This is a genomic window from Streptomyces sp. NPDC002911, assembly GCF_053591835.1.
In genome coordinates, this window is record NZ_JBSFUO010000026.1 from 1 (window position 1) to 19,368 (window position 19,368).

15 protein-coding genes and 2 pseudogenes are annotated in these 19,368 nt (G+C 71.3%); 10 read left to right on the forward strand and 7 right to left on the reverse strand.

Annotated features, from left to right (window positions below):
* Positions 1-230 precede the first annotated feature (230 nt).
* Entirely contained in the window at positions 231-2,375 is a 2,145-nt protein-coding gene (locus ACWD04_RS27455; RefSeq protein WP_451136304.1) for a primosomal protein N', read from the forward strand.
* Positions 2,376-2,439: 64 nt separating this feature from the next.
* Here ACWD04_RS27455 and ACWD04_RS27460 read toward each other — a convergent pair whose 3' ends face one another.
* Entirely contained in the window at positions 2,440-2,952 is a 513-nt protein-coding gene (locus tag ACWD04_RS27460) for a hypothetical protein (protein ID WP_451136306.1), read from the reverse strand.
* 258 nt (positions 2,953-3,210) lie between these two features.
* On the opposite strand from ACWD04_RS27460, the gene fmt reads away from it, so the two are divergent.
* On the forward strand, positions 3,211-4,143 hold the full coding sequence (gene fmt, locus ACWD04_RS27465) for a methionyl-tRNA formyltransferase (RefSeq protein WP_451136308.1): 933 nt from the start codon (positions 3,211-3,213) through the stop codon (positions 4,141-4,143).
* A gap of 79 nt (positions 4,144-4,222) precedes the next feature.
* Positions 4,223-5,656 (forward strand): RsmB/NOP family class I SAM-dependent RNA methyltransferase, encoded by a 1,434-nt coding sequence (locus ACWD04_RS27470; RefSeq protein ID WP_451136310.1) that lies wholly within the window; start codon positions 4,223-4,225, stop codon positions 5,654-5,656.
* Positions 5,657-5,688: 32 nt separating this feature from the next.
* Here the strand turns inward: ACWD04_RS27470 and ACWD04_RS27475 are convergent, their stop codons facing one another.
* The 3 genes and pseudogenes from ACWD04_RS27475 to ACWD04_RS27485 form a co-directional block, all read right to left on the reverse strand.
* Positions 5,689-6,624 (reverse strand): TauD/TfdA dioxygenase family protein, encoded by a 936-nt coding sequence (locus ACWD04_RS27475; protein ID WP_451136312.1) that lies wholly within the window; start codon positions 6,622-6,624, stop codon positions 5,689-5,691.
* A gap of 67 nt (positions 6,625-6,691) precedes the next feature.
* Positions 6,692-6,820 (reverse strand): annotated as a pseudogene (locus tag ACWD04_RS27480) (ABC transporter ATP-binding protein); the annotation flags it as partial.
* The gene (locus ACWD04_RS27485) at positions 6,777-7,103 is read right to left on the reverse strand and encodes a hypothetical protein (RefSeq protein WP_451136314.1); all 327 of its coding nucleotides are present in this window, start codon (positions 7,101-7,103) and stop codon (positions 6,777-6,779) included. The pseudogene ACWD04_RS27480 and the gene ACWD04_RS27485, both read right to left, overlap by 44 nt.
* Positions 7,104-7,668: 565 nt before the next feature.
* On the opposite strand from ACWD04_RS27485, the gene rpe reads away from it, so the two are divergent.
* A complete protein-coding gene (gene rpe, locus ACWD04_RS27490) occupies positions 7,669-8,352 on the forward strand; it encodes a ribulose-phosphate 3-epimerase (RefSeq protein WP_451136316.1) in 684 nt (227 codons plus the stop codon).
* A gap of 132 nt (positions 8,353-8,484) precedes the next feature.
* Positions 8,485-9,477 (forward strand): sugar-binding transcriptional regulator, encoded by a 993-nt coding sequence (locus tag ACWD04_RS27495; protein WP_451136410.1) that lies wholly within the window; start codon positions 8,485-8,487, stop codon positions 9,475-9,477.
* A gap of 59 nt (positions 9,478-9,536) precedes the next feature.
* Here the strand turns inward: ACWD04_RS27495 and ACWD04_RS27500 are convergent, their stop codons facing one another.
* Positions 9,537-10,589 (reverse strand): terpene synthase family protein, encoded by a 1,053-nt coding sequence (locus ACWD04_RS27500; RefSeq protein ID WP_451136318.1) that lies wholly within the window; start codon positions 10,587-10,589, stop codon positions 9,537-9,539.
* A gap of 293 nt (positions 10,590-10,882) precedes the next feature.
* On the opposite strand from ACWD04_RS27500, the gene ACWD04_RS27505 reads away from it, so the two are divergent.
* The 5 genes from ACWD04_RS27505 (at position 10,883) to ACWD04_RS27525 (ending at position 17,348) form a co-directional block, all read left to right on the forward strand.
* Positions 10,883-12,349 carry a GuaB1 family IMP dehydrogenase-related protein gene (locus tag ACWD04_RS27505; RefSeq protein ID WP_451136320.1) on the forward strand — a complete coding sequence of 489 codons (1,467 nt, stop codon included), beginning with the start codon at positions 10,883-10,885 and terminating at the stop codon, positions 12,347-12,349.
* 209 nt (positions 12,350-12,558) lie between these two features.
* On the forward strand, positions 12,559-14,019 hold the full coding sequence (locus ACWD04_RS27510) for an aldehyde dehydrogenase family protein (RefSeq protein WP_451136322.1): 1,461 nt from the start codon (positions 12,559-12,561) through the stop codon (positions 14,017-14,019).
* Between the two features lie 127 nt (positions 14,020-14,146).
* Complete coding sequence (locus tag ACWD04_RS27515) at positions 14,147-14,602, forward strand: Lrp/AsnC family transcriptional regulator (RefSeq protein ID WP_451136324.1); 456 nt, start codon at positions 14,147-14,149, stop codon at positions 14,600-14,602.
* A gap of 210 nt (positions 14,603-14,812) precedes the next feature.
* Entirely contained in the window at positions 14,813-15,643 is an 831-nt protein-coding gene (locus tag ACWD04_RS27520) for a carbon-nitrogen hydrolase family protein (protein ID WP_451136326.1), read from the forward strand.
* A 13-nt stretch (positions 15,644-15,656) separates the two neighbouring features.
* The gene (locus ACWD04_RS27525; RefSeq protein ID WP_451136328.1) at positions 15,657-17,348 is read left to right on the forward strand and encodes a flavin monoamine oxidase family protein; all 1,692 of its coding nucleotides are present in this window, start codon (positions 15,657-15,659) and stop codon (positions 17,346-17,348) included.
* A 15-nt stretch (positions 17,349-17,363) separates the two neighbouring features.
* Here ACWD04_RS27525 and ACWD04_RS27530 read toward each other — a convergent pair.
* Positions 17,364-17,598, reverse strand: a pseudogene (locus tag ACWD04_RS27530) (DUF5995 family protein); the annotation flags it as partial.
* A gap of 279 nt (positions 17,599-17,877) precedes the next feature.
* The gene (locus tag ACWD04_RS27535; RefSeq protein WP_451136330.1) at positions 17,878-19,272 is read right to left on the reverse strand and encodes a uracil-xanthine permease family protein; all 1,395 of its coding nucleotides are present in this window, start codon (positions 19,270-19,272) and stop codon (positions 17,878-17,880) included.
* Positions 19,273-19,368: the final 96 nt, after the last annotated feature.

Genomic DNA, 19,368 nt, shown 5'->3' on the forward strand with positions numbered 1-19,368 from the left:
CCAGACCGCCGCCTACGGCCACTTCGGCCGTGAGCTCCCCGACTTCACCTGGGAGCGCACCGACCGCGTGGACGCGCTGCGCAAGGCGGCCGGCCTCTAGCACCGCTGGTTCGACCTTCTCCGGGGCCCGGACACCGCGCGCGGTGTCCGGGCCCCGGTGCGTGCGGTTGTTCGGGACGGCTCCTCCGGACAGCCGGGGCGTGTCAGTGGGGTCTGGTAGGAATATGGCTGTGAGCAGCGACGACGAGCGGTCCGACGAGCCCGGGTCCGGGGCGCCGGAGCAGCTTGCGCTCATCCGGGAGACGGTGCGCCAGGCCAAGGTGCCCCGTGCCAAGCCGCGGACCTGGCGGGGTGCCGCGCTCGCCGAGGAGTTCCCCGTCGCCCGCGTCCTGGTGAACAAGGGCGCGCTCCACCTCGATCAGTACTTCGACTACGCAGTCCCCGAGGAGCTCGACGCGGACGCGCAGCCCGGGGTCCGGGTCCGGGTGCGGTTCGGGGCCGGGGGACGCCAGGTCCGCGGCGGGAGGCGCGAGGGCGGCGGTCTGATCGACGGCTTCCTGATCGAGCGGCGGGCCTCGTCGGACTACCAGGGGGCCCTGGCGGCCCTCGCTTACGTCGTCTCGCCCGAGCCGGTGCTCGGGCCGGAGCTGCTCGAGCTCTCGCGGGCCGTCGCCGACCGTTACGCCGGCAGCCTCGCGGACGTGCTGCAGCTCGCCGTGCCGCCCAGGAACGGCCGCGCGGAGTCCAAGGCGTCGCCCGTCCCCCTGCCGCCGCCCGCCGCCCCGGCACCCGGGACCTGGGAGCGGTATGCGCAGGGCCCAGGATTCCTGCGGGCGCTGGCCGAGGGCGGGGCGCCCCGGGCCGTGTGGACCGCGCTGCCCGGACCGCACTGGCCGGAGGAGATCGCCCGCGCCATGGCCGCGGCCCTGGCCTCGGGCCGGGGCGCGCTCGTCGTCGTACCGGACGGGCGGAGTGCCGGGCGCGTCGACGCCGCGCTCACCGCGGTGCTGGGGGAGGGGCGCCACGCGCTCCTGACCGCCGACTCCGGACCGGAGAAGCGCTACCGGCAGTGGCTGGCGGTCCGGCGCGGCTCCGTGCGCGCCGTGGTCGGGACCAGGGCCGCGATGTTCGCCCCGGTCGCCGACCTGGGCCTGGTGGCACTCTGGGACGACGGGGACTCCAGCCACAGCGACGAGAACGCCCCCTTTCCGCACGTCAGGGAGGTTTTGGAGCTGCGGGCGGCGCACGGCCGCTGCGCCTTCCTGCTGGGCGGGACGAACTGCACGGTGGAGGCCGCCCAGCTGGTCGAGAGCGGCTGGGCGCTGCCCTTGCGCGCGGACCGGGACCAGTTGCGGATCGCGGCACCCCTCGTGCGTACGGTCGGCGACGGGGAGCTCGCGCGGGACGGCGCGGCCCGCTCGGCCCGGCTGCCCAGCCTGGCCTGGCAGACCGTACGGGACGGCCTGCGCAGCGGCCCCGTCCTCGTCCAGGTGCCGCGCCGGGGATACGCGCCCAGGCTGGCCTGCGAGCGCTGTCGTGAACCCGCGCGGTGCCGGCACTGCGCGGGGCCGTTGCAGGCACCCGACCAGCAGGATCTCAACTGCGCCTGGTGCGGGCGGGCCGAGACGGCCTGGAGCTGCACCGCCTGCGGTGGCGTCCGGCTGCGGGCGCAGATCGTCGGCGCCCGCCGGACCGCCGAGGAGCTGGGGCGCGCGTTTCCCGCCGTCCCGGTACGGACGTCGGGGCGGGACCACGTGCTGGATTCCGTGCCCGACCAGCCCGCCCTCGTGGTGAGCACCCCCGGCGCGGAGCCGGTGGCCGAAGGCGGTTACGCGGCAGCACTGCTGCTGGACGGCTGGGCGATGGTCGGCCGGCCCGACCTGCGGGCGGGCGAGGAGGCGCTGCGGCGCTGGACGGCCGCCGCCGCGCTGGTGCGTGGGCAGCCTGAGGGCGGCACGGTGGTGATCGTGGCCGAGCCGACCCTGCGGCCCGTGCAGGCTCTGGTCCGCTGGGACCCGGTAGGCCACGCTCGCCGTGAGCTCGCGGAACGCGCCGAGCTCGGTTTCCCGCCGGTGTCCCGGATGGCCTCGGTGACCGGACCGCCGGAAGCGGTGGCCGCCTACCTCGCCGGTGCGGACCTGCCGCCCGAGGCGGAGGTGCTCGGCCCGGTCCCGGTGCCGGGAGCCGCTCCCGGCAGGCCCCGTAGACAGGGGGACCCCCCGCCCGGCGAGACCTGGGAGCGGGCGCTGGTCAGGGTCCCGCCGGGGCGGGGAGCGGCGTTGGCGGCCGCCCTCAAGGCGGCGCAGGCGGCACGGACGGCCAGGGCCACCGCGGATCCCGTACGGATCAGGATCGATCCGCCGGACATCGGCTGACGTGGCCGGGCCGAGAAGGCCCGTCGGGCGATCCCGGCCAGGACCCCGCCGTCAGCCGTTCCCGTCAGCCGTTGCGCGGGCCGGGAAAGACGCCGGGGCGGTCCGAGGGCTGCGGCGGCATGGAGCGGGCCGCGGGCACGACCGGCAGCGCGGGGGAGGAGCCCGGCGTCGCGGGCACCGCACGGTGCGCGTCCTCGGGAGTGGTATCCGCCGGCGCGGGCTGCGGGGCGTTACGGCGCACGCCGTAACGGCGGTGCACCGCCTGCTTGGTGACTCCGAGGGCGGAGCCCACCGCGTCCCACGAGAAGCCCAGCGAGCGGTCGAAGTCCACCGCCGCGGTGACCAGCGTCTCGACGCTGTCCCGCAGTTCCTGCGCGAGCCGGACCGTCGGGGCCGGCGCCCTGCCGTAGACGACGAAGCCCGCGGACGGGCTGGAGCGGCGCGGACGGTAGACGTTGCCCAGCTGCGCAGTGAGGGTACGCAGCGCGTCCACCTGCCGCCGGACCCGCTCGATGTCCCGCACCAACAGGTGCAGACTGGCACGCGCTTGGGCGTCGTGGGTTGCGTGGTCGGCCATGAACAAGCCTCTCGAACCGGCGTTGAAAGGGATCGGACCGCGCGGCGGCGGTCCACTTCGGTCAATCTCTCTTGACCAACGCGTCACCCGCCCATGTGGTCACGCATGAAGAGCGTATGGGCAACCGCGCGGGGCGCACGGGCCTGTGTACGCCCCCCGGCCGCCATGCCACGGCAGGCGGGCGGGACTTCGCGGACACGGCCTAGACTGGTGTGCTGCTCGCCACGTACGTTCCGCCCGAGAGGCAGTCCGCCACCCATGAAGCTCGTCTTCGCAGGCACCCCCGAGGTAGCCGTTCCCGCTCTGGACGCACTGATCGCCTCCGACCGCCACGAGGTGGCCGCCGTGGTGACCCGCCCCGACGCACCTGCCGGGCGGGGACGACGGCTGATCGCCAGCCCCGTGGCCGAGCGCGCCGAGGAGGAGGGTATCGAGGTGCTCAAGCCCGCCAGGCCGCGCGACGAGGACTTCCTGGCCCGATTGCGGGAGATCGCCCCGGACTGCTGTCCCGTCGTCGCGTACGGCGCGCTGCTGCCCGAGGCCGCACTCGCCGTCCCTACCCGCGGCTGGGTCAACCTGCACTTTTCGCTCCTTCCCGCCTGGCGCGGCGCCGCACCCGTGCAGCACGCGGTGATGGCCGGGGACGAGGTCACCGGCGCGTCGACGTTTTTGATCGAGAAGGGGCTGGACTCGGGGCCGGTGTACGGCGTCCTGACCGAGGAGATCCGGCCCACCGACACCAGCGGTGATCTGCTCACCCGGCTCGCCTTCGCGGGCGCCGGGCTGCTCGCGGCGACCATGGACGGCATAGAGGACGGCACCTTGCACGCCGTTCCGCAGCCCGCCGAGGGAGTCACCCTCGCACCCAAGATCAGCGTCGAGGACGCCGAGGTGCGGTGGTCCGATCCCGCGCTCCGGGTCGACCGTGTGGTGCGAGGCTGTACCCCTGCCCCGGGGGCATGGACCCTCTTCCGCGGCGAGCGCCTCAAGCTGGTCCATGCGGTGCCCGTCCTGGACCGTACGGATCTGGCCCCGGGCGAGCTGTCCGCGGGTAAGAACAACGTGTACGCAGGCACCGGCTCGCACGCCGTGGAGCTTCTCTGGGTCCAGCCGCAGGGCAAGAAGCCGATGAGGGCCGCCGACTGGGCGCGAGGCGTGCGCATCGCCCACGGGGAGCTGCTGGGCCTCTGAGACCGGGGAGGGGGCGTCCGGCCCCGGCGACGTACGCTGGACGGGTTCGCCCCCTCACCATCAGCGGAGCACCTTTCACGTGAACGACCAGCAGCGTCGCCGTCCAGCCAAGCCGCATCGCCGTCCTCAGAAGGACCCCGTCCGGTTTCTCGCCTTCGAGGCGCTCAGGGCCGTCGACGAGCGCGACGCCTACGCCAACCTCGTCCTCCCCCCGCTGCTGAAGAAGGCACGGGCCAAGGGCGACTTCGAGGGCAGGGACGCGGCGCTGGCGACCGAGCTGGTCTACGGGACCCTGCGCCGTCAGGGCACGTACGACGCGATCGTCGCCGCCTGCATCGACCGGCCGCTGCGCGAGGTCGACCCTCCGGTGCTCGATGTGCTCAACATGGGCGTCCACCAGCTGCTCGGCACCCGCATCCCCACGCACGCCGCCGTCTCCGCCAGTGTTGAGCTGGCGCGGGTGGTGCTCGGCGAGGGCCGCGCAAAATTCGTCAACGCGGTCCTGCGCAAAGTCACCGCGCACGACCTCGACGGCTGGCTGGAGCGCGTCGCGCCCTCGTACGACGAGGACGCCGAGGAACACCTCTCCGTCGTCCACTCGCACCCCCGCTGGGTCGTCTCCGCCCTCTGGGACGCCCTGGGCGGCGGCCGCGCCGGGATCGAGGACCTGCTGGAGGCCGACAACGAACGGCCCGAGGTGACGCTGGTCGCCCGCCCCGGCCGCTCCACCACCGACGAGCTGCTGGCCGCCCTCGGCGAGGAGAGCGGCCTTCCCGGCCGCTGGTCGCCGTACGCCGTACGGATGGCCGAGGGCGGCGAGCCCGGCGCCCTGGCCGCCGTACGCGACGGCAGTGCCGGTGTCCAGGACGAGGGCAGCCAGCTCGTCGCCACCGCCCTGGCCGACGCGCCGGTCGAGGGCGAGGACACCCGGTGGCTGGACGGCTGCGCGGGCCCGGGCGGCAAGGCCGCGCTGCTGGCCGCGCTCGCCGCCGGACGTGGCGCCACCCTGCTCGCCGCGGAGAAGCAGCCGCACCGCGCCCGCCTCGTCGAGCGCGCGCTGGCCGGCAACCCAGGGCCGTACCAGGTGGTCATTACCGACGGGACCCGGCCGCCCTGGCAGCCCGGCACCTTCGACCGGGTCCTCATGGACGTCCCCTGCTCCGGCCTCGGCGCGCTGCGCCGGCGACCGGAATCCCGCTGGCGGCGCCGCGCGGACGACCTGGAGAGCTTCGCCCCCCTGCAACGGGGCCTGCTGCGCGAGGCGTTGAAGGCCGTACGCATCGGCGGGGTCGTCGGTTACGCGACCTGCTCGCCGCATCTCGCGGAGACCAGGGTCGTCGTCGAGGACGTGCTCAAGGGGCGGGGAGGAGCACCGGTCGAGGCGGAGTGGGTGGACGCCCGTCCCCTGCTGCCCGGCGTGCCCGCGCTGGGCGACGGGCCCGACGTCCAGCTGTGGCCGCATCTGCACGGCACGGACGCGATGTACCTGGCCCTGCTGCGCCGCACGGGCTGACCCGGCGCTGCCGCACCCGGGCGGGCGGTCCGTCAGCGCGGGCGGTCGCCCGCGACGGCGACACGCTCGGCCACCCTGCGGTGCGGGGCGTAGTCGTTCACCGCGTAGTGCTGCGTCGCCCGGTTGTCCCAGAAGGCGACGTCACCCGCGCGCCAGGTGAAGCGCACCTGATACTCGGGCACATGGGCCTGCTGGAACAGCAGACGCAGCATCCGGTCGCTCTCCTCCCGGTCCCAGCCCACGATCCGGGTGGTGAACGAGGTGTTGACGAAGAGCATCCGGCGCCCGGTGCCGGGATGCGTCCGCACCACCGGGTGCTCGACCGGCGGGAAGCGCTCCTGGAAGGGGACCAGCCGTTCCTCGGGCGTGAACCGCGAGAAACCCGGCACGAAGTCGTGGACGGCACGCGCTCCTTCCAGACGAGCCTTCACCTCCGGCGGGAGATTGTCGTACGCGGCGGCCATGTCGGCCCACATCGTGTCGCCGCCGTACGGAGGCACCTCGCGCAGGTGGAGGACCGCACCGAGCGCGGGCCGCTCCCGGAACGTCACATCGGTGTGCCAGACGTTCTCGAAGCTCGGTGCGGACGAGCGGTCGAAGCGCGCCACCCGCGGATCGTCCCCGGCGGCCAGCAGGGGGTTGGTCTCCAGCTCGCCCCAGTTGCGGGCGAAGGCACGCTGCTCGGCCGAGCTGGGGTGCTGCCCCCGGAAGAAGAGCACCTTCCATTCCAGCAGCGCCCGGTCGAGCTCCGCGCGCACGGCGGGGGCCAGCGGACGGGTCAGGTCGACGCCGCTGATCTCGGCTCCGATGACCGCACCGAGCGGAACGACGTCGAACAGTGTGTAGGGCCGGTCGGGCTGCCCCGGCGCCAGCCTGCGCAGCTCGCGGGGGCCTTCGTACAGCCCGTCCGGAGGCAGCCGGGAGGCGCGTAGCGCGGTGCCGGAACCGATGGACGCGGTGAGGGACATGGGGGGCTCCTGTCTGCGTGAAGGGTGTGCGGAGGCCGCTCGCAAGGGTCGGCCGGCCTCCGTCTGTTCAGCGGGCCGCGTCGCGTACCGCCGATCCGATCTCGGCGCGCAGCGCGGCGTACTCGGGCAGCCCCCGCAGCCGGTCCGGGTTTTCAATCCCGGTACGGGGGAGGGGAATCGGGACGTCCAGTGCGACGCCCGATCAGGGTGTGGCCCTGGTAGCCGCGCACCCCGTCATGGGTGCCGGACGTCTCGACGAGCGCCTGCCAGACGGCCGACGGCGGCGGAACACCAGCAGCGGCGGCCACAGCCGCAGGGCGGTGACGAGCTGCCACGGGCGAGCAGCACGACCAGCGCGAGCAGCCGCAGCCCCAGGTCCTCTGCGGTGAGCGGCGGCGCGGCGAGGGCGCGGAGGGAGCGGGTTCACCGGAGAGCGCCGAGCGGGGCGGCTGCTTCTCCGTGGTGGTGGATGTGGTCAAGGCGGACTCCGTCGAGAGGTGCCGAGGACACCGGGCCGCCGGGCGGGCGGACAGGGCAGGGCAGGGGGATGCGCCCGCGGGCAACGGGGGAGGGGTCCTGCAGAACGTGTGCGGCCGTACGCCGTACGCGGACGGGAACCGTCCGGTCCGGCTCGCGGGCAAGGTTCTGGAGGGAGACCGCCGGCTCACCCGAGGGGCGGCCGGAAGGCGGGCGGACGACGAAGCACAGTTCTGGAAGCGCTCAGCGCTGCCGGTCCAGGCTCAACAGGAGCAGCTGGTCACACGGCAGAGATCGATGCTGAGGCGCGCCTTCAGGAACTGGTCGCTGATCACGGGGAGTTTCTAACACAGCCTCATGGCGGGCACCAGGGGCTGTCCGCGCCCTGGTACGGACCGGACGTACTCGACGAGTCCGTACGCCGTCTCCCGGACGTCGTAGGAGGGCCGGGACCGTGGACGGAATCTCGGGGTGAAAAGACCGAGATTGTGCGAACCGTAATGATCCCGTGAGGCTTTGTGGCGCACCGAGGCGGGGAAGTGGCGCGGAGCATGGCAGGCTGGGTGCATGGCCCAGATCAACCCCAGCATCCTGTCCGCCGACTTCGCACGTCTCGCCGAGGAGGCGAAGGCCGTGGAAGGCGCCGACTGGCTCCATGTCGATGTCATGGACAACCATTTCGTGCCCAACCTGACGCTCGGTGTGCCCATCGTGGAAGCGCTGAGCAAGGCCACGGACACCCCGCTGGACTGCCACCTCATGATCGAGAACGCGGATCGCTGGGCGCCGCAGTACGTCGAGGCCGGTGCGGGTTCGGTCACCTTCCACGCGGAGGCCGCGGCCGCGCCCGTACGGCTGGCACGGGAGATCAGGGCGAAGGGCGCGCGTGCCTCCATGGCGCTCAAGCCCGCGACGCCCATCGAGCCGTACGAGGACCTGCTCCCGGAGCTCGACATGCTGCTGATCATGACGGTGGAGCCGGGGTTCGGCGGCCAGGCGTTCCTGGACATCATGCTGCCGAAGATCCGCCGCACCCGTGAGCTGATCTCGAAGCACGGTCTCGAGCTGTGGCTGCAGGTCGACGGTGGGGTCTCCGCCACCACCATCGAGCGGTGCGCCGAGGCCGGTGCGGATGTGTTCGTCGCGGGCTCGGCGGTCTACGGGGCCGACGACCCGGCCGAGGCGGTACGGGCGCTGCGTGCCCAGGCGGACTCGGCCACGGCTTCCGCACCCTGGGCATGCGGCCACTGAACCAACCTCGGATGAACGCGGCCCGACGGGCCTGATCAAGGATCGCCGGATCTGACAGGATGAACGGCGTACGAGCGTGTGAACAGCAGTGAGGAGATCGCGGTGTCTGGCATCTCGGCGGGTCGGTCAGCCATGCGGATGGGCCCCGCGGAGCTGGTGCAGGCGGCGGCCATGGCCCGCCGGTTCTACCTCGAGGGAAAGTCGAAGATCCAGATCGCCGAGGAGTTCGGCGTCAGCCGCTTCAAGGTGGCCCGGGTCCTGGAGACGGCCCTCGAGCGTGATCTCGTACGGATCGAGATCCGGGTACCGGCGGAGCTGGATGCGGAGCGCTCCGACGCGCTCCGGGCCCGCTACGGTCTGCGGCACGCTGTCGTGGTGGAATCACCGGCGGAGGAGCAGGACGACGCCGCGGACCCGGAGAATCTCGGCGAGGTGGCGGCCGATCTGCTCGGCGAACTGGTGAACGAGGGGGATGTGCTGGGGCTGGCCTGGGGCCGCTCCACCATCCACATGGCGGCGGCCCTCGACCGGCTGCCCCCGTGCACGGTCGTGCAGCTCACCGGTGTCTACGACGCGGGGACGGCGGAGCGCGGCTCGGTCGAGGCGGTGCGCCGGGCCGCACAGGTGTCCGGCGGTGAGGCGCACCCGATCTACGCCCCGATGCTGCTGCCCGATCCGGCGACGGCGGCCGCACTGCGCCACCAGACGGGTATCGCCCGCGCTTTCGAGTACTTCGACAAGGTGACGGTCGCCGCGGTCTCCATCGGTTCCTGGGAGCCGGGCATCTCCACCGTCCACGACATGCTCTCGGACGAGGAGCGGGGCCACTACGCCTCGCTCGGTGTCGCGGCGGAGATGTCCGCCCACCTCTTCGACACGGACGGTCGCCGGGTCGGCCGGGATCTCGGTGAGCGGTGCATCACCGTGGAGGCCGACCGGCTGCGCCGGATCCCCGAGGTGGTGGCCATCGCCGGAGGACAGCGCAAGGCGGCGGCGATCGGTGCGGTGCTGCGCTCGGGGCTGGTCACCAGCCTCGTCACGGACACGGCTGCGGCCGACTATCTCCTGACGGAGTCCGCCGCCGGGCAGCGGCCCGCGCTGGAGCGCGCCGACCCGGACGCGTGACCCGCTCACGACAGAGGCCGGACACCCTCACAGGTACCCGGCCTCTGTCGTACCCGGCGTCAGCGGTAGTCGCCGGCGCCCAGTCGTGCGTGGTCTGCGCCCACACCGAGGACGGACTCCTCCAGATACGCCCCGGGCTCCGCGTACTGGCTGACGTCCGCCGGGTTGTAGCGGGGGGTCTGCCGCGACCAGTCCAGATTCCCGCGCATCCAGCTCCGCATCCCGTCGAGATAGGGGACGAGCAGGCCCGCCAGCTCCGGGTACAGGTCCAGCAGATCGCTCTCGGCTGCGAGGAACCGTTTCGTCTCGGTGGCTATCTCGGCACACACATGCTCGAGCGCCTGGCGCTCACCATAGCCGCGGTGGTGACGGACCAGATGGACGAGGTTGTGGATCTCGCCCAGAACCTGCTCCTTCTCGTAGGAGTAGACGTCGTTCGCCCAGCAGACGACGTTGCAGGACGCTTCCAGCGCAGTGATGAACCGGGCGTCGTTGTGGATCGATTCGGGTGCGCTCACTCCTGCCACGATCTCTATCAGGTCCATACACACATGGATCGCCCCGGTGTGCCGGCGCTTGGCGATGTACGTCGCCTCGGACGGCACGACCCCCTCGGCACGGTTTCCCGCCTCCCAGGTGGTGGCGGTCGTCAGATACGTCGTGAGGTGCCAGGCGAAGCGGGTGCGCCAGTGGGGCTCGGCCTGCGGGACTGTACGTTCCCACAGGTCCGCCAGGGCGACGAGCGCGGCGGGGGCCTCCTCGTCCGGCCGGGGGGCGCGTGCCGTGCTCTCGACCACGGCGCGCATCCGCTCCACCACGTCGCGCACCCGGTCGGGGCTGCGGCCCAGATGCCCGTCGTCCAGCTGGTCGTCGACGAGGAAGAGCCAGACGAACCAGTCGGCGACCAGGTCCAGGTGCTCGCTCTTCGCCGTCGGGTGGACCATGGCCACGAAGGCGCCGAAGTCCGCCTGCTCGAAGCGCTGCCTGGCCGATTTCCGATGGACCAGGCCGGTGCGCCGCGTCCAGGCGTCGAGGTGCTCGCGGGTGTGGTCCACATGCGGATTGCTCCGTCGGGGGAACGGGCAATAGATATCGGGCAGTTCGCTCTCCACGGGCGGGTCCCCATCCTCTCCGGCCAATCGCGTGACAGGTGTTCCGGGCTCGTGGGCTGCGTCGCGCCTACCGCTGGGACCTGCGGATGTGAAGCTACCTGACGCCCCGTCACCCGGTCCAGGGATCGTGATCACGAAGAGGTGAATCCGGTTCGAGTAGGGTCCATGGGTAAGGCAGGTTTCCACTTGCCCGGCCCTCGGGCGGTTTCCTTGGAGGAACTGACGAACCCGGGGGTGCATTGCTGTGTCTTTGTGGAAACGACCTGCACCGATTCATATGAAAATATGGTGTTATGCGTTTTCTTGAGCCCGGCACCGGTCGCTATACGGCCTCTCCCTCGGTCCCCTACGACCTCACGTACGACGATGTCTTCATGGTCCCCGGCCGCTCCGCGGTCGGATCCCGGCAGGCCGTGGATCTCTCCTCGCCGGACGGCAGCGGCACCACCATTCCGCTCGTCGTCGCGAACATGACCGCCATCGCGGGCCGCCGGATGGCCGAAACCATCGCCCGCCGCGGCGGTCTGGTCGTGATCCCCCAGGACATTCCGATCGAGGTCGTCACCGAGGTCATCGGCTGGGTCAAGACGCGGCACCTCGTGCTCGACACGCCGATCGTGCTGGTCCCCGGCCAGACCGTCGCCGACGCGCTGTCCCTGCTGCACAAGCGGGCCCACGGAGCAGGCGTCGTCGTCGACGCCGGGCACCGGCCGGTCGGAGTCGTCACCGAGCACGACCTGACCGGCGTGGACCGATTCACCCAGCTGTCCGAGGTCATGTCCAAGGACCTGGTCGTGCTCGACGCGGACATCGACCCGCGCGAGGCCTTCAACAAGCTCGACGGCGCCCACCGCAAGCTCGCCCCGGCGGTCGACGCGGACGGCCGGCTCGTCGGCATCCTCACCCGCAAGGCCGCGCTGCGCGCGACGCTCTACACCCCCGCGACGGACGCGGACGGCAAGCTGCGCATCGCGGCGGCCGTCGGCATCAACGGCGATGTGGCGGGCAAGGCCAAGCAGCTCCTCGACGCAGGCGTCGACACCCTCGTCGTGGACACCGCTCATGGCCACCAGGAATCCATGATCAGCGCGGTCGCCGCCGTCCGGGCGCTCGACCCGGGCGTGCCGATCGTCGCGGGCAATGTCGTGGCGGCCGAGGGTGTGCGTGACCTCATCGAGGCGGGCGCCGACATCATCAAGGTCGGTGTGGGTCCCGGTGCGATGTGCACCACCCGGATGATGACGGGCGTCGGCAGGCCGCAGTTCTCCGCCGTGCTGGAGTGCGCCGCCGAGGCGAAGAAGCACGGCAAGCACGTCTGGGCCGACGGGGGTGTCCGGCACCCGCGCGATGTGGCGATGGCGCTTGCCGCCGGCGCGTCCAACGTCATGATCGGCTCCTGGTTCGCCGGCACGTACGAGTCGCCCGGCGACCTCCAGCAGTCCGCCGACGGTCGGTACTACAAGGAGTCGTTCGGGATGGCCTCGGCGCGCGCGGTCAAGAACCGCACCTCGGAGGAGTCCTCCTACGACCGGGCCCGCAAGGGCCTCTTCGAGGAAGGCATCTCCACCTCGCGGATGTTCCTCGACCCCACCCGCCCCGGTGTGGAGGACCTGATCGACTCGATCATCGCCGGCGTGCGTTCTTCCTGCACCTACGCGGGTGCGTTCTCGCTCGAGGAGTTCTCCGAGAAGGCGATCGTGGGTGTGCAGAGCGCCGCCGGCTATGCGGAGGGCAAGCCGCTGCACGCCAGCTGGAGTTGATGTCGCGGGGCCCGGCGGCCCCGCATCACGGGTGCCCCTGCCCGGCGTTCGCGCCGGGAGGGGCACCTTTCGTGTGCGCTCAGGGTGCTCCGGGGATGGAGGCCCCGTTCGTTTCACCAGGGAGCACTTCGGTCTCCCCTTCAACTTGGTTGAAGGATAAGTAATATGAGCGGCAATCGGCTGCCCGCCCCTCTGTGGTAAGGGATTTCATGACTTCTCTCTTCACCGACCTGGCCCAGCAGTACATCGACGGCGAGTGGAGGCCGGGGAAGGGGTCCTGGGACATCATCGACTTCAACCCGTACAGCGGGGAGAAGCTCGCCTCGATCACGGTCGCGACGGCCGACGAGGTCGACCAGGCATACCGGGCCGCCGAGCGGGCGCAGCCGGAATGGGCGGACACGAACCCGTTCGCCCGGCGGGCGGTGCTGGAGAAAGCGCTGCGCGTCGTCGAAGAGCGTGAGACCGAGATCAGCGAGGCGATCGTCGCGGAGCTCGGCGGCACCCGGCTGAAGGCGGGCTTCGAGCTGCACCTGGCCAAGGAGTTCCTGCGTGAGGCGGTCCAGCTCACGTTGCGGTCCACGGGGCAGATACTCCCCTCGCCGACCGAGGGCAAGGAGAATCGCGTCTACCGGCTGCCGGTCGGTGTCGTGGGTGTCATCAGCCCCTTCAACTTCCCCTTCCTGCTGTCGCTCAAGTCGGTCGCGCCCGCACTGGCCCTCGGCAACGCCGTGGTCCTCAAGCCGCACCAGAACACTCCGGTCTGCGGCGGCACCCTGATCGCCAAGGTGTTCGAGGAGGCGGGGTTGCCGGCCGGGCTGCTGAGCGTGGTGGTCACCGACATCGCCGAGATCGGCGACAGCCTGCTGGAGCACCCCGTTCCGCAGGTCATCTCCTTCACCGGCTCGGACAGGATCGGCCGCCACGTCGCGACGGTGTGCGCCGCCAACCTCAAGCGCGCGGTGCTCGAACTGGGCGGCAACAGCGCGCTGATCGTCCTGGACGACGCCGATGTGGACTACGCCGTCGACGCGGCCGTCTTCAGCCGCTTCATCCACCAGGGCCAGGTCTGCATGGCGGCCAACCGCATCCTGTTGGACCGATCGGTGGAGCGTGAGTTCACCGAGAAGTTCGTCGCCAAGGTCGCCTCCCTCCGCGTCGGCGACCCGGCCGACCCGACGACCCACATCGGCCCTCTGATCAGCTCCTCGCAGGCCGACGCCGTGTCCAAGCTGGTCGAGGAGACTGTGGAAGCGGGCGCCACGGCACTGCTGCACGGCCGGGCCGAAGGCAATGTGGTGGGCCCGTCCGTGCTGACCGGACTGGCCGCCGATTCCCCCGTCCTGCAGCAGGAGATATTCGGGCCGGTGGCCCTGCTCGTCCCCTTCGACGGTGAGGACGAGGCCGTACGGATCGCCAACGACACCCCGTACGGGCTGAGCGGCGCGGTCCACACCGGCAACATCGAGCGCGGCGTACGGGTGGGACAGCGGATCCGCACCGGCATGATCCACATCAACGACGGCACGGTCCACGACGAGCCCATCGTCCCCTTCGGCGGGGAGAAGAGCTCGGGCCTCGGGAGGCTGAACGGCGAGTCGATGCTGGAGGCGTTCACCACGCAGAAGTGGATCTCGGTCCAGTACGGCCGCTCGGAGTTCCCCTTCTGACCGGGCCGTTCTCCACGGTGAGCGCGCCCTGCGCGTCGCGCTCCATGGTCTACTTCGGGGGCGGCCCCAGAGGCTGACCCCCCGGCCACCCCGAATCCGACCACCGCAGAGAAGTGACCCGCCCGAAGTGCGCCTGAACGACCTCGACGAACGCATCGTCCACGCCCTCGCCGAAGACGCCCGTCGCTCCTATGCGGACATCGGCGCCCTCATCGGCCTCTCCGCCCCCGCGGTGAAACGCCGTGTGGACCGGCTGCGCGCCGACGGCGCCATCACGGGCTTCACCGTACGGGTCGACCCGGCGGCGCTCGGTTGGGAGACCGAGGGGTTCATCGAGATCTACTGCAGCCGCAACACCGCCCCCGAGGCGATCAAGCGGGGCCTGTCCACGTATCCGGAGGTCGCGTCCGCGTCCACGGTGACGGGGGACGCCGACGCGATCGTGCAGGTCTTCGCCGCGGACATGCGGCATTTCGAGCAGGTGCTGGAGCGGATCGCCGGCGAGCCGTACGTCGAGCGGACCAAGTCGGTCCTCGTGCTCTCCCCGCTGCTGCGGCGGTACTCGCCGGGCCCACCGGCCTGACCTCGGGCGGGCAGACGGGCGGCTGCGCGGCGAGACCCACATCACTCGCCTGATCTGCGACGACGCCCCACACAACAAATCACCGCCGGAGTAGCTTCCCGCGCAACGGATCGACGGTGTACGCGCAACAATCGCGCCTTGTCGGCTGTGATCCCGGAGCCGTACCTTCATTACGTCTCCCGCCCCCCGCCCGTCCCGCCGAGGTCAGCCATGCCGCCGTTGCGCACCGCCCTGCTCCAGAGCTCCGGCCGAGCCGGCTCCGTGGACGACAACCTAGCCGTGCTCGAGGAGGCCGCAGCTCGGGCTGCCGCCGTCGGAGCACGGCTGCTGGTGTGCCCGGAGCTGTTCCTCACCGGATACGCCATCGGCGACGCCGTCCCCGGGCTGGCCGAGCCCGCGGACGGGCCCTCCGCGCAAGCGGTCGCCGGCATCTGCGTACGCCACGGCCTCGCCGTCCACTACGGCTACCCGGAACGGGCCGGAAAGGCCGTCTTCAACGCGGCACAGCTCATCGGCCCCGACGGCACGGCACTCGCCAACTACCGTAAGACCCACCTCTTCGGCAGCTTCGAGGAGGAGTGGTTCACCCCCGGCGAGCGCCCCGTGGTGCAGGCCGAGCTCGACGGCGTACGGATCGGGCTGCTGATCTGCTACGACGTCGAGTTCCCGGAGAACGTGCGCGCGCACGCCCTGGCCGGGACCGAGCTGCTGCTGGTCCCGACCGCGTTGATGCGCCCCTTCCGGTTCGTCGCCGAAGCCGTCGTGCCGGTCCGTGCCTTCGAGAGTCAGCTCTACATCGCGTACGTCAACAGGGCGGGCAAGGAAGGCGAGTTCGACTTCACCGGGCTGAGCTGCCTGGCCGGCCCGGACGGCACGGTCCGCGCGCGCGCCGGCCGCGGCGAGGAACTGCTCGTCGGTGAGGCCGACCCCGGAGCGCTCGCCCGGTCGCGCGCCGCGAACCCGTACATCGAGGACCGCCGGCCGGGCCTGTACGGCTCCCTGGTCCGAGCACCCGCCCCCGTCCCACACTTCCCCCGCTAGGAGTCCGTACCCCATGACGTCCACGGTGCCCAACGCCGTCCAGCACACCGACGCGCAGCCGCCGATCACCATGTTCGGGCCGGACTTCCCGTACGCCTACGACGACTTCCTGGCCCACCCGGCGGGCATCGGGCAGATACCGGCCACCGAACACGGCACTGAGGTCGCCGTCATCGGCGGAGGGCTCTCCGGCATCATCACCGCGTACGAACTCATGAAGATGGGCCTGAAGCCCGTCGTCTACGAGGCGGACCGGATCGGCGGCCGGCTGCGTACCGTCGGCTTCGACGGCTGCGACCCGTCGCTCACCGCCGAGATGGGCGCCATGCGCTTCCCGCCGTCGTCCACGGCGCTCCAGCACTACATCGACCTGGTGAGCCTGGAGACCAAGCCGTTCCCCAACCCCCTCTCCCCGGCTACCCCGTCGACCGTCGTCGACCTCAAGGGCGAGTCCCACTACGCGCGCACCATCGACGACCTGCCCCAGGTGTACCGCGAGGTGATGGACGCCTGGAACTCCTGCCTGGAGGAAGGCGCCGACTTCTCCGAGATGAACCGCGCGATGCGTGAGCGCGACGTACCGCGTATCCGGGAGATCTGGGCGAAGCTCGTCGAGAAGCTCGACGACCAGACCTTCTACGGCTTCCTCTGCGGCTCCGACGCCTTCGCCTCCTTCCGGCACCGCGAGATCTTCGGCCAGGTCGGCTTCGGCACAGGCGGCTGGGACACGGACTTCCCCAACTCCATCCTGGAGATCCTCCGCGTCGTCTACACCGAGGCCGACGACCACCACCGGGGAATCGTCGGCGGCAGCCAGCAGCTGCCGCTGCGCCTCTGGGACCGGGAACCGCAGAAGACCGTGTACTGGCCTTCCGGCACCTCACTGTCCTCCTTGCACGACGGGCAGCCGCGCACCGCCGTGACCCGGCTCGACCGCACCGCGGGGAACCGGATCACGGTCACCGATGCCTCCGGTGACATCCGCACCTACCGGGCCGCCGTCTTCACCGGCCAGTCCTGGCTGCTGCTCTCCAAGATCGCCTGCGACGACGCGCTCTTCCCGATCGACCACTGGACGGCGATGGAGCGCACCCACTACATGGAGTCGTCCAAGCTCTTCGTGCCCGTCGACCGGCCGTTCTGGCTGGACGAGGACGAGCTGACCGGCCGGGACACGATGTCCATGACGCTCACGGACCGGATGACCCGGGGGACGTATCTCCTGGATGACGGGCCCGACAAGCCGGCCGTCATCTGTCTCTCCTACACCTGGTGCGACGACAGCCTGAAATGGCTGCCGCTGTCTCCGAACGAGCGCATGGACGTCATGCTCAAGTCGCTCGGCGAGATCTATCCGGGCGTCGACATCCGCAAGCACGTCATCGGGAACCCGGTCACCGTCTCCTGGGAGAACGAGCCGTACTTCATGGGCGCGTTCAAGGCCAACCTGCCCGGCCACTACCGCTACCAGCGGCGCCTGTTCACCCACTTCATGCAGGAGCGGTTGCCCGCCGACAAGCGCGGCCTGTTCCTCGCGGGCGACGACATCTCGTGGACGGCGGGCTGGGCCGAAGGAGCGGTGCAGACCGCGCTGAACGCCGTGTGGGGCGTGATGGCGCAGTTCGGCGGCGCGACCGACCCGGCGAACCCGGGGCCGGGCGACGTCTTCGACGAGATCGCGCCGGTGGAGCTCCCGGAGGGCTGAGGCGGGCCGGCCGTCTCAGCGGCACGGGGTGAGCAGAAAGCGCCCCACCAGCCCGGCTCCGGAATCCATTCCTGCCCTGAACTCCTCGGCCAGAGGCGGCACTCCACGCAGCTGCCACAGCATCCGGGCCGCCGACCCCGACGCCGCACGGGCCCACTCCAGGCTCCAGGACCCACCAGGTGGGTGAGCGGATCCGCGATGTAAGCAGGTCGGAGCCCGGCATCAGATCCTCGCGGATCTGCTTTTCCAGCAACGAGTGCCGGGTGTACGTGCGGAAGGCAGGACCGAGGTGGCGCCGGAGACGCCCCGCCCGCCGTCACACCATGGCCGCGGTGGCTTCGGCCGTCGTGGCGGCCGGCGGGCCGGGTGCTCGGCAGGACCCCGACGACGGACACCGGCCAGGCCGGCCTTCGACGCGTACCTCTGGGTGAGGCTGCCGGGGGAGTCCGACGGCAGCCAGGGACCGGCCGGTTCCCGTTCACCCCGGACCACGCCTACGAGCCGGCCGCGGGGTGAACGGCAGCGCCGGTCAGGCCTTTCCGGCCGACGGCTTCTCGTCGTACTGGGACGTGCCCGAGTCCAGCAGAGGCTCCTGGGTTTTGAGGTGCGCGGGGGCGAACGCCCGCAGCGCGTGGTAGCCGGTGATCACGACGAGCGTGCCGAGGGCGATACCGCTCAGCTCGAAGTTGTCGGTGATCTTCAGGCTGACCCCGCCGACGCCGATGATGATGCCCGCGGCAGCCGGTACGAGGTTGAGGGGATTGCGCAGGTCGACCTTGGCGTTCAGCCAGATCTGGGCGCCCAGCAACCCGATCATGCCGTAGAGGATGACGGTGATACCGCCGAGCACCCCGCCGGGGATCGCGGCGACGACCGCACCGAATTTGGGGCAGAGACCGAAGAGCAACGCGAAGCAGGCCGCAGCCCAGTAGGCGGCGGTGGAGTAGACGCGGGTCGCCGCCATCACCCCGATGTTCTCGGAGTACGTGGTGTTGGGCGGGCCGCCGACGGCCGTAGACAGCATCGAGGCGGCGCCGTCCGCGGCGATGGCTGTGCCCAGCTTGTCGTCGAGCGAGTCGCCGGTCATCTCGCCGACGGCCTTCACATGCCCGGCGTTCTCGGCGATCAGGGCGATGACGACCGGCAGCGCGACCAGGATCGCGGACCATTCGAAGGCCGGCGCGTGGAAGGACGGCAGCCCGATCCAGTCCGCGTCCGCCACGGCCGACAGGTCCAGCCGCCAGTGGTCGACGGCCTCGGCGCCGCCGGCGGGGGAGTGGATCTTTCCGAGCGCCAGGTCGAGCACCCAGGACAGGACGTAACCGAAGACGAGCCCGAGGAAGATCGCGATCCGGGAGAAGAACCCACGCAGGCAGACCACAGCCAGCCCGGTGAACAGCATCACCAGCAGGGCCGTCCACTGGTCCTGCGGCCAGTACGTCGACGCGGTGACGGGCGCCAGGTTGAAACCGATCAGCATCACGACGGCACCGGTCACCACGGGAGGCATCGCCGCGTGGATGATCCGCGCGCCGAACCGCTGCACCACGAGCCCCGCCAGGAACAGCACGGCACCGACGACCAGGACCGCGCCCGTGACGGTGGCACTGCTGCCGCCACTGGCCCGGATCGTGGCGGCCACGCCCACGAAGGAGAGGGAGCACCCCAGATAGCTGGGCACCCTGCCCTTCGTCGCCAGCAGGAAGATGGCGGTGGCGACGCCGGACATCATGATGGCGAGGTTCGGGTCGAGACCCATCAGGACGGGCGCCACGAACGACGCGCCGAACATGGCCACCACGTGCTGGGCGCCGAGGCCGAACGTACGGGGCCAGGAGAGCCGCTCGTCGGGGCGCACCACGGCCCCCGGTGCGGGAGTCTTCCCGTCGCCGTGCAAGGTCCAGCGCACGCCGAGGCCGCCCATGGTCGCTCCCTGATTGATGTGCGGTGCGCCCTGGGGGTCCACCCGCGGAAAAGATCAGAGCTATGTTAGTGCCGCGGGTCGGTGACCTCGCGCTCG